Source organism: Comamonas sp. B-9, assembly GCF_000410635.1.
Lineage (GTDB): Bacteria > Pseudomonadota > Gammaproteobacteria > Burkholderiales > Burkholderiaceae_C > Comamonas.
Map to the genome: position 1 here is coordinate 1 of NZ_APCR01000391.1, position 9,257 is coordinate 9,257.

General features: G+C 67.3%; 8 protein-coding genes and 1 pseudogene. 5 read left to right on the top strand and 4 right to left on the bottom strand.

Annotation, left to right across the window (positions count from 1 at the left end; all coding sequences use genetic code 11):
• The 3 genes and pseudogenes from H928_RS32045 to H928_RS0104080 form a co-directional block, all read left to right on the top strand.
• Window positions 1-520: pseudogene (locus tag H928_RS32045) on the top strand (hypothetical protein); the annotation flags it as partial.
• A gap of 170 nt (window positions 521-690) precedes the next feature.
• A complete protein-coding gene (locus tag H928_RS0104075; RefSeq protein ID WP_084635682.1) occupies window positions 691-2,313 on the top strand; it encodes an ABC transporter substrate-binding protein in 1,623 nt (540 codons plus the stop codon).
• 54 nt (window positions 2,314-2,367) lie between these two features.
• Window positions 2,368-3,234: a substrate-binding domain-containing protein gene (locus tag H928_RS0104080; protein WP_158400464.1), complete on the top strand. Its 867-nt coding sequence runs from the start codon at window positions 2,368-2,370 to the stop codon at window positions 3,232-3,234.
• Between the two features lie 16 nt (window positions 3,235-3,250).
• On the opposite strand, the gene H928_RS0104085 is transcribed toward H928_RS0104080, so the two are convergent.
• Entirely contained in the window at window positions 3,251-3,877 is a 627-nt protein-coding gene (locus tag H928_RS0104085) for a glutathione S-transferase family protein (protein WP_021025374.1), read from the bottom strand.
• 135 nt (window positions 3,878-4,012) lie between these two features.
• Between H928_RS0104085 and radA the strand changes: the two genes are divergently transcribed.
• Window positions 4,013-5,398 (top strand): DNA repair protein RadA, encoded by a 1,386-nt coding sequence (gene radA, locus H928_RS0104090; protein ID WP_021025375.1) that lies wholly within the window; start codon window positions 4,013-4,015, stop codon window positions 5,396-5,398.
• Between the two features lie 4 nt (window positions 5,399-5,402).
• On the top strand, window positions 5,403-6,077 hold the full coding sequence (locus H928_RS0104095) for a phytanoyl-CoA dioxygenase family protein (protein ID WP_021025376.1): 675 nt from the start codon (window positions 5,403-5,405) through the stop codon (window positions 6,075-6,077).
• Between the two features lie 6 nt (window positions 6,078-6,083).
• Here the strand turns inward: H928_RS0104095 and H928_RS0104100 are convergent, their stop codons facing one another.
• The 3 genes from H928_RS0104100 to H928_RS26060 form a co-directional block, all read right to left on the bottom strand.
• Entirely contained in the window at window positions 6,084-7,088 is a 1,005-nt protein-coding gene (locus tag H928_RS0104100) for an aldo/keto reductase (protein WP_021025377.1), read from the bottom strand.
• A 97-nt stretch (window positions 7,089-7,185) separates the two neighbouring features.
• Window positions 7,186-8,265, bottom strand: coding sequence for an FHA domain-containing protein (locus H928_RS0104105; RefSeq protein ID WP_021025378.1), 1,080 nt, complete (start codon window positions 8,263-8,265; stop codon window positions 7,186-7,188).
• The coding region (locus H928_RS26060) for a trypsin-like peptidase domain-containing protein (RefSeq protein ID WP_021025379.1) at window positions 8,262-9,257 on the bottom strand (996 nt) is incomplete at its 5' end. The genes H928_RS26060 and H928_RS0104105, both read right to left, overlap by 4 nt.

A 9,257-nucleotide genomic window follows, 5' to 3' on the forward strand; every position in this document is an offset into this window, starting at 1 on the left:
GCTGCCGCGCGAGAGCATGCGCGAGGCCGTCTACCTGGCGATCTGCCAGGCCTTGGCGCCACAGCTGGGCTGCGAGCCAGCGCAACTGGCCGTGCAGCGCCGGGCCGGCCAGGCGCCGCAGTTGCTGCGCAACGGGCAGGTGCTGCCAGGGTGGCAACTGTCCATCAGCTATGCCGATGCGCTGGCGGTCTGGGCCTGCACGCAAGGCGGCACTGTCGGTATCGATGTGCAAGGCCCGCCCGGTGATGAGCACACGGATATCGATGCCGCTGGCTGGCCGGCGGTGGCTGCCCTCTACCTGGAGCCCGATGCCGCCGCTGCGCTGGCTGGCTTGCGGGGGATGGCCTGGCAGCGTGGTTTTGCGCGGCAATGGGCGCGGCTGGAAGCCCAGCTCAAATGCGCCGGGCTGGCACTGGCTGAAGCCGATCAGCGGCAAAAGGGCTGGAATGCCGGCATCGCGCTCTGGGATCTGGACAGTGCTGCGGGTGCTGTCGCGCTGGCCTGGCGCGCCTCGGCCTAGGCTGCATCCGGTTTTTGGCGGGGCCGTTACACTGGCCTGCCCGCCCGCCGCTAGCAGAATCTGCACTGCGCCAGGCCCATATCGATACAACGAATAAATCGTTGGCGCGGCCGGGCTGCACTGCCATAGTGCGGCGTTTTGATTTTTTGCATGGAATGAAGGAATTTGTGATGCAACCCACCACTTATCTGCAAGGCCGCAACGGCTGGGCGCGCAGCGTCTGCACCCTGGCCATCGCCGGCGCAGTGGCCGGCATGGCATTTTCTGCCCAGGCATCGAACTTCCGCTGGACCCGATCGGCCGACCTGTCGTCCTGGGATATCCATGCGCAGAATGTTGGGGTCAACAACTCCGTGCACCGCGCGGTGTATGAGGCGCTGGTCGAGTACAACAGCCAGACGCAAAAGCCCGAGCCTTCGCTGGCCACCAAGTGGGAGCGCATCAACCCCAAGCAGCTGCGCATCACCTTGCGCGAAGGCGTGACCTTCAGCGATGGCTCGCCGCTGACCCCCGATGACGTCAAGTTCTCGCTGGAGCGCGCCAAGGCCAAGAGCTCCGGCTTTGTCGTCTACACCCAGGGCATCGACCGCATCGAGGTGGTCAATGCCCGCACGCTGGATATCTTCTCCGACGTGCCCAACCCGGTGCTGGTCAACCAGCTGACCGAGCTGCGCATCATGAGCAAGCCCTGGGCGGTGCAGCACCAGTCCGAGGTGCCCAAGGACATCAAGGCCAAGGACGAGAACTATGCCCACCGCCATGCGCTGGGTACCGGCCCCTATGTGCTCGACAGCTGGTCGCAGGATTCGCGCCTGGTGCTCAAGCGCAACCCGCAGTGGTGGGGCAAGACCCAGTACCCCAGCAACATCACGCAGGCGGTCTACACGCCCATCAAGTCGGATGCCACGCGCACGGCCGCGCTGCTGTCGGGCGAGGTGGATTTCATCATCGACCCGAGCATGAACGACCTGCAGCGCATCAAGCAGGCGCCCAACCTGCAGGTGCTCGAATCCGCGGCTGACCGCACCCTGTTCCTGGGCATGGACCAGTACCGCGACGAGCTGCCTCAGTCCAGCGTCAAGGGCAAGAACCCCTTCAAGGATGTGCGCGTGCGCCAGGCGCTCTACCAGTCGATTGACATGGGCACCATCCAGCGCGTGGTGATGCGCGGCCTGGCCCAGCCCACCGGCACCCTGATTGCCCACCATGTGAATGGCTGGACCAAGCAGGCCGACCAGCGCCTGGCCTTTGATGCGGAAGGCGCCAAGAAGCTGCTGGCCCAGGCGGGCTACCCCGATGGCTTTGAGTTCGAGTTCTCCTGCCCGGCCGGCCGCTACCCCAGCGACGAGCAGCTGTGCCAGGCCATCAGTGCCCAGTGGGCCAAGGTGGGCATCAAGGCCAAACTGCGCACCTACCCGTTCGCGACCTACTTCCCGATGATCCAGCGCTACGAAGCCAGTGTCTACCTGCTGGGCTGGTCGGTGCCCACGTTTGACGCCTACTACAGCCTGCAGGCGCTGCTGCGCTCGCCCGGCGGCAGTGGTGATGGCAACTTCAACCTGGGCCGCTTCTCCGACCCGCAGCAAGATGCCATGATCGAGCGCGTCAAGACCGAAACGGACCTCAAGCTGCGCAACCAGCTGATCGAGAAGGTGCTGCTCAACGAGCACAAGGCCATCTCGCATATCCCGCTGTTCAACCTGATCACCCCCTGGGCGACCAGCAAGAAGGTCAGCATCCCGACCCGCGCGGACAACTACATCGACTGGCGTCTGCTGAACGTGGCCAATTGACGGGCGGGTGAGAGGGCCAAGGCGCCGCTGTCTGATAATGCCTGCATGCGCCTGATGCCTCTTCGCCGCTCCTTCCTGCTCAGCTGTGCCGCTGCGGCGCTGCTGGGCTGCGCCTCCGAGCCGCCGCAGCCCGATGCGGAACCCGCGCTGGACCAGGCCAGCCTGCCGGTGCAGCTGCTGATGACCGAAGGCTTTGTGCCTGTGCACCGGGCACTGGCCGGGCAGCTGATGATCCCCACCCAGATCCGCGCCGAGCCCGGCTACGGCGCGTCGCCTGCGGTGGCGCAGGCGCTGGCCCAGTACCTGCAGCAGGCGGGTTGCGTCGATCTGGTACTGGCGCCGCGCGCGGTGTTGCAGCTGTTGCAGGCCCAGGGCCTGGTGCGGCCGGGGCGCCTCTACGATGTGGCGCGTTCACCGCTGATTGCCATCGTGCAGGCCGGCCGCCCCGTGCCCGAGCTCCAGGACACGGAAGACGCCAAGAAGATGCTGGAGGCGATGCGCAGCATCGCCTACCCGTCGGCCGATGGCAGCGACTTTATCGAGCAAAAGCTGTTTCGTGAGCTGGATTTGACTGCCCAGGCTCTGCCCAAGAGCATCAAGGTGTTTGGCCCGCAGGTGGCCCAGCTGGTGGCGCGGGGCGATGCGGAGCTGGGCCTGCTGCTGCGCAGCGAGCTGCCGCGTTCTGCCGAGCTGCAGGTGGTGGGCAAGATACCGCCCCCCCTGGCCTACGAGGCGGTCTACAGCGCCGGCATTGTTCGCCAGGCCTGCAGCACCGCAGGGGCCCAACTGCTGGCCCGCTTCTACCAGCGCGAAGCGGCCATGCATGACTGGAACGGCTCAGGCTGGGAGCCGGTGGCAGGGGTATCCCGGCCGCCACCACCGCCGGCCGAGCACCTGGACCCGGCTGAGTACCAGCCTTGAGAACCTGTTCAATGTCTCAGGCCTGGGCCAGCGCTGCCTGCACCGCAGGGCGCGCGCCCACGCGGGCGTAATGGGCGGCCACGCGCGGAAACTCGTTGATATCCACGCCATCGCTCTTGAGCCAGCCGGCCATCGTGAACAGGTAGCCGTCGGCCACCGTGTACTGCTCGCCCATCACCCAGGTCTTATCGCCCAGGTAGTGCTGCTCGATCAGCGCAAAGGCATCGCGCATGTTCTGCGGCACCTTGGCCTGCATGGCTTTCTGGGCCGCCTCGTCGTCGGCCCAGCGCGCAGCGCGTGGGCGGTGGGCATGGCTGATGTGCACGGTCGATGCCAGGTAGCTGTTGAACTCCTGCAGACGGGCAAGTTGGAACGGGTCGTCCAGCGGCGCCAGTTGTTTGTCGGGGTGGGTTTGCGCCACATACAGCAGCAGCGCGGCCGTCTCGGTCAGCACGCCTTGCGGGGTGACCAAGGCGGGCACGCGGCCCTTGGGGTTGATGGACAGGTAGGCCGGCGTGCGCTGCGCCCCTTCGGCCATGTTCAGGCGCTGGGCATCAAAGGCAGCGCCCGCCTCATGCAAGGCAATCAGCACGGCCTGCGCGCAGGTTCCGGGGGCGTAGTACAGGGTCAGGTCTTGGCTCATGGGGCTCCTTGGATGGGGGTTGGCGGCGGTGCCAGCGCATGGCGCCTGCCGCATCGCCTGGGGATGCTAATCGATTTGCCGGCCATGTGCTGCGCTCGCCGTTACCATGGGTGTCTGTTCCGAAACGTCCACCCCATGGCCAAAGAAAAATCCGTTTACATCTGCAGCGAATGCGGCGGCACCAGCCCGCGCTGGCTGGGCAAATGCCCCGCTTGCAATGCCTGGAACACCTTGGTGGAGAGCACGGCCGAGGCCGCAGGCGGCGGCAAGAACCGCCTGAGCCAGACCGGCCGCACCGGCTACGCCGGCCAGGCCCAGGCCGTCACGCCGCTGGCCGCCATCGAGGCCACCGAAGTGGCCCGCACGCCCAGCGGCATTGCCGAGCTGGACCGGGTGCTGGGCGGCGGCATTGTCGAAGGCGGGGTGGTGCTGATCGGCGGGGACCCGGGCATCGGCAAATCGACCTTGCTGCTGCAGGCGGTGGATGCACTGCAGCACCAGGGGCTGCCCGCGCTGTATGTGACCGGTGAGGAAAGCGGCGCGCAGGTGGCACTGCGCTCGCGCCGGCTGGGGCTGGACAACAGCCAGGTCAATGTGCTGAGCGAGATCCAGCTGGAGAAGATCCTGGCCACCTGCGAGAGCACGCAGCCGGCCATTGTCGTCATCGACTCGATCCAGACCATGTACTCGGACCAGCTGAGCTCGGCCCCCGGCTCGGTGGCCCAGGTGCGCGAATGCGCGGCCCACCTGACGCGCATGGCCAAGAGCACCGGCATTGCGGTGGTGCTGGTCGGCCATGTGACCAAGGAGGGCGCGCTGGCCGGCCCGCGCGTGCTCGAGCACATGGTCGATACCGTGCTGTACTTTGAAGGCGACACGCACAGCAGCTTTCGCCTGGTGCGCGCCATCAAGAACCGCTTTGGCGCCGTCAACGAGATTGGCGTCTTCGCGATGACGGAAAAAGGCCTCAAGGGCGTGAACAACCCCAGCGCGATCTTTCTGAGCCAGCACAGCGAGCCGGTGCCTGGCAGCTGCGTGCTCGTCACCCTGGAAGGCTCGCGCCCGCTCCTGGTCGAGATCCAGGCGCTGGTCGATGATGGCGGCCCCAGCCCGCGCCGCCTGTCGGTGGGCCTGGACCGCGACCGCCTGGCCATGCTGCTGGCCGTGCTCAACCGCCATGCCGGCGTGGCCTGCGCTGACCAGGACGTGTTCGTCAATGCCGTGGGCGGCGTGCGCATCGGCGAGCCAGCCGCTGACCTGGCTGTCATGCTGTCCATCACCAGCAGCCTGCGCGGCAAGGCGCTGCCCAAGGGCTTTATCACCTTTGGCGAGGTGGGCCTGGCCGGTGAAGTGCGCCCCGCCCCACGCGGCCAGGAGCGCCTGAAGGAAGCCGCCAAGCTGGGCTTTAGCGTCGCCGTCGTGCCCAAGGCCAATGCGCCCAAAAAGCCCATCGAGGGCATCACCATCCACGCGGTGGACCGGGTGGACGAGGCGATATCGCTGGTGCGGGGATTGGACTGAGCGCATGCTGGCAGATGCCTTTGCGCGTGACGGCTTTGCGTTGGTTCCCGGTGTGCTGCCTGCCGATGGTTGCGCATCGGTGCTGGCCGACCTGCAAGGGCGCACAGGGCAGGGGCCCGGCGCACGCCATCTGCTGACTCTGCCATGGTGTGAGCGCATGGCCGGGCAGTTGCGTGCAGCCCAGGCATTGGCCGATCTGATTCCTCAGGGCCATCTGGCGGTGCAATGCACCTATTTCGAAAAGTCGCGCGACACCAACTGGCTGGTGGCGCTGCACCAGGATCTGGCGATACCCGTGCAGCGCAAGCTGGAACACCCCGCGCTCAAGGGCTGGGCGCTCAAGGACGCGACCCATTTTGTACAGGCCCCCCCGCAGGTGCTGGAGCAGCTGGTGGCGGTGCGTGTGCATCTGGAGGACTGCGGTCCCGATGACGGCCCCTTGCGCGTGGTGCCGGGCTCGCACGCCATGGGCGTCATCGACAGCGCAGCTGCTCTGCAGCTGCGTGATGAACGGGGAGAGCTCGCATGCCCGGCTGCCCAAGGCGCCGCGCTGGTGATGCGGCCCTTGCTGCTGCACGCCTCGTCCAAAGCGAGCGGCAGCAGCCGTCGGCGCGTGCTGCATTTTTTGTTTGGCCCTGCGCAGCTGCCTTATGGGCTGGCTTGGGCTGCCGCCGTGTAGCTGCCTTTAAACCAGCCGCCCTTGTGGCCACAGATGCGCCGGATCGTTATACCCGGGCGTCGAGGGGTGGCCGGGGCTGACCAGACCGTTGACCAGGCGCTCATCGTCCACGGTGATCTGGTAGTTCAGCGCGGGCTGGTAGTCCTGCCATTGCTTCAAGGTGCGCGGGCCGGCGATGACCGCGCTGATGGCGTTGTGGGCCAGCACCCAGGCGGTGGCGAACTGCGCGGCGCTGATGCCTTGCTGCTCGGCGTGCTGCTGCACCTGCTGGGCGATCACGAGGGATTCAGGGCGGAACTCGGTCTGCAGGATGCGGGCATCCTGGCGGCCGGCGCGGCTGTCCTTGGGCGGCTCCATGCCGGGCTGGTACTTGCCGCTGAGAACGCCGCGTGCAATGGGGCTGAACGGCACAACGCCGATGCCGAACTGCGCGCAGGCGGGCAGGATGTCGGTCTCAGGCATGCGGTTGAGCAGGTTGTAGTAGGGCTGGCAGACGACGGGCGGCGGCAGGCCGATCTCGCGCGCGGTGTAGACCGCCTCGACAATGCGCCAGCCGCGAAAGTTGGACAGGCCCCAGTACAGGATCTTGCCGCTGTCGATCAGCTGCTTGAGGGCATACAGCGGCTCATGCAACTGCAGGCCGGCGCGGTCGCGGTGCAGGTAGAGAATGTCGATGCGGTCGGTCTGCAGGCGGCGCAGGCTGGCCTCGACCTCGCGCAGCATCCAGGCGCGCGAGTAATAGCCTTGGTTGGGCCCGCTGCCCATGGCGTTGCCCAGCTTGGTGGCCAGCACCCAGTCATCGCGCTGGCCTTGCAGCAGCTGGCCGACCATGCGCTCGGACTCGCCCTTGCTGTAGATATCGGCGGTGTCGATGAAGTTGACGCCCTGGGCGCGCGCATCGGCCACGATGGCGGCCGCCTCCTGGAGGTCGGTCTGGTCGGCGAACATCATCGTGCCCAGGCACAGGGCGGAGACTTGGAGGGGGCTGGCGCCCAGCTGGCGGTACTGCATCTTGGTCCTTCGGGAATCAGGTCGAGTCCCTCGATGCTAGCGGGCCGCCGCCGGTTTGTCAGTCAAGGGCTGCGGCTTGCCCCGCCGCATCCCATGCTCAATCGAGACCGCTGTCGTCGCCTTCCTCGTCGTCGTCCTTTTCCAGCTGGCTGCGGTTTTGCAGCTGCTCGCGCATGTTGTCAGTGCCTTGCATGAACTGGTCCACCGAGGTGGTGGGCGCCCAGCGCCACTCCGGCGGCAGCATGGTGGACATGTAAAGGTTGTCGCCCAGGCGCTTTTGCGTCTGCCACTGCAGGCCCAGCTTGGCGCCCACGCCCAGCACTAGCAGGCCGCCAACGGCCAGCGCCAAGGTGCGGGCCGACACCAGGGTGGCCGCGCGCAGGTGGAACCAGATGACCACGGCCATCAAGCTGAAGGACGCCAGGCTGGCAAAGCGGCTGAGCAGCGGCCAGGACAGCGCAAAGCCCGTCACCGACAGCAGCACATCGAGCAAGGCCATGGCGACCATGCCGACCGAGGCGATGCAGACATGGCGCCAAAAGCCCGTCACCCCGGTGAACAGCTTGCCCATCATCGACCAGCCCAGGGTCCAGACCAGCAGGCCGCCCAGCATCCACAGCAGGATGGCAGGCAGCTGGCGGGCGAGGGCCCCGGTTTCGGTGGCACCCAGCCAGGTGGTCCAGGCCGACAGCAGCACCAGCAGCACCAGGGCCATGGCCGTCAGCAGCCCTTGGGCGCGCGAGAACGGGCGCCAGCGCTGGGTGGTGGGCAGCGGCAGGGCGGTGCTGCGCAGGTTCAGCTGCACGCCCCGGCCCAGGGTCAGGCGCTGGCCGGGCTGCCAGACAAAGCGCTCGCCTGCGCTGTAGTGGCGCCGGCCGTGCCAGACGCCATTGGTGCTATCGAGTACCTCGACCTCGTATTGCCCCGCATTGGGTTGGTGCAGGCGCACATGGCTGGGGCCGATGCTGGGGTCGGTCAGCACCAGGTCATTGGTGGCGGCGCGGCCAATCGTGCAGGGCCAGGCATACACCGGCAGGGCCATGGCCAGGCGGTGGCCGCGCTCAACCAGCTCCAGCACCGCGCCTTCGGGCTCCTGCGCCAGGGGTGGTGCCTGGGTGCTGGCTTCTTCGTGGTCGGGGGCGATGTCGGTCAATTCGGGGTAATCGTGCTGGCTCATTGGGCGGCCTCGCTGGAGAAGCCTTGCAGGTACTGGCGGGCCAGGCGCTGGGCATTGTCAAAACTCACGGCACTGACGTTGAGGCGGCCGAGCACGCCCTGGCGCGGCTGGTCCACCGAGACGGCCAGCACGGTCAGGTCATAGAGGCCGCTGAACTTGCGGTAGGCGGCCATGCAGACGACGGCGCGCAGCGGCAGCTTGGCGTCTCCCGCGACAAAATCCTCGCGGCATTCATAGCCGGTGCGCACGCGGTTGCCGCGCTTGCGCATGGGCTCATTGGCAAAGCTGGCGCCATAGGTGTGCGCAAACTGCCAGGGGCTCAGGCGCGGCGCGTCATAGGCCTCGTAGCGCATGCCCAGGCCGCCGACATCGCCGTCGCCGGTGAAGACTTCGCTGTCGATGCGGCATTGGCTGCGCTCAAAATCAAACAGCGATTCGCTGCGCCGCTCGCGGCCGTCACCCCAGCAGCGCGCCAGCGTCTCGGACGGCACGGGCACGCGGTAGGGGCCATAGCGCTCTGTGCGGCTGCTGCCGCTCAGCACCCGGTCGACCAGGTCCTTTTGGTGCGCCATCAGCTGGCGCGTGACTTCGGCATGCATGGCGCCCTTGACCGGGGCGGCCTCGCGGCCCTGGGCGAGCAGCTGCTCGACAAACTCCACCGGCACCAGAAAGCTCAGCTGCTCGGCGCCCAGCTGCTTGGCCACATTGACGCCGACCACACGGCCCTGGGTGTCGATGGCCGGGCCACCGCTCATGCCCGGGTTCAAGGTGCCGCCAAAGAAGATACGCGGGTAGAAACTGCGCTGCACCAGGCCGTTGTAGGTGCCCTCGGTGATCGCAAAGCCCACATCGAGCGGGTTGCCCAGCGAGAAGATGCGCTCGCCCCCGCTCAGCGGCCGGCTGCTGGGGCGCAGCGGCAGCGCGCTGTAGCGGCGCTCCGAGGCGCCTTCTGCGCCTGCGCTGCTGTCCTTGGCCGGGGCCACGCGCAGCAG

Bases quoted from the DNA above. Each gene is read 5' to 3' on its own strand.
- H928_RS0104100 (WP_021025377.1), bottom strand. From the start codon at position 7,088: ATGCAGTACCGCCAGCTGGGCGCCAGCCCCCTCCAAGTCTCCGCCCTG.
- H928_RS0104075 (WP_084635682.1), top strand. From the start codon at position 691: ATGCAACCCACCACTTATCTGCAAGGCCGCAACGGCTGGGCGCGCAGC.
- H928_RS0104080 (WP_158400464.1), top strand. From the start codon at position 2,368: ATGCCTCTTCGCCGCTCCTTCCTGCTCAGCTGTGCCGCTGCGGCGCTG.
- H928_RS0104085 (WP_021025374.1), bottom strand. From the start codon at position 3,877: ATGAGCCAAGACCTGACCCTGTACTACGCCCCCGGAACCTGCGCGCAG.
- H928_RS0104095 (WP_021025376.1), top strand. From the start codon at position 5,403: ATGCTGGCAGATGCCTTTGCGCGTGACGGCTTTGCGTTGGTTCCCGGT.
- H928_RS0104105 (WP_021025378.1), bottom strand. From the start codon at position 8,265: ATGAGCCAGCACGATTACCCCGAATTGACCGACATCGCCCCCGACCAC.
- radA (WP_021025375.1), top strand. From the start codon at position 4,013: ATGGCCAAAGAAAAATCCGTTTACATCTGCAGCGAATGCGGCGGCACC.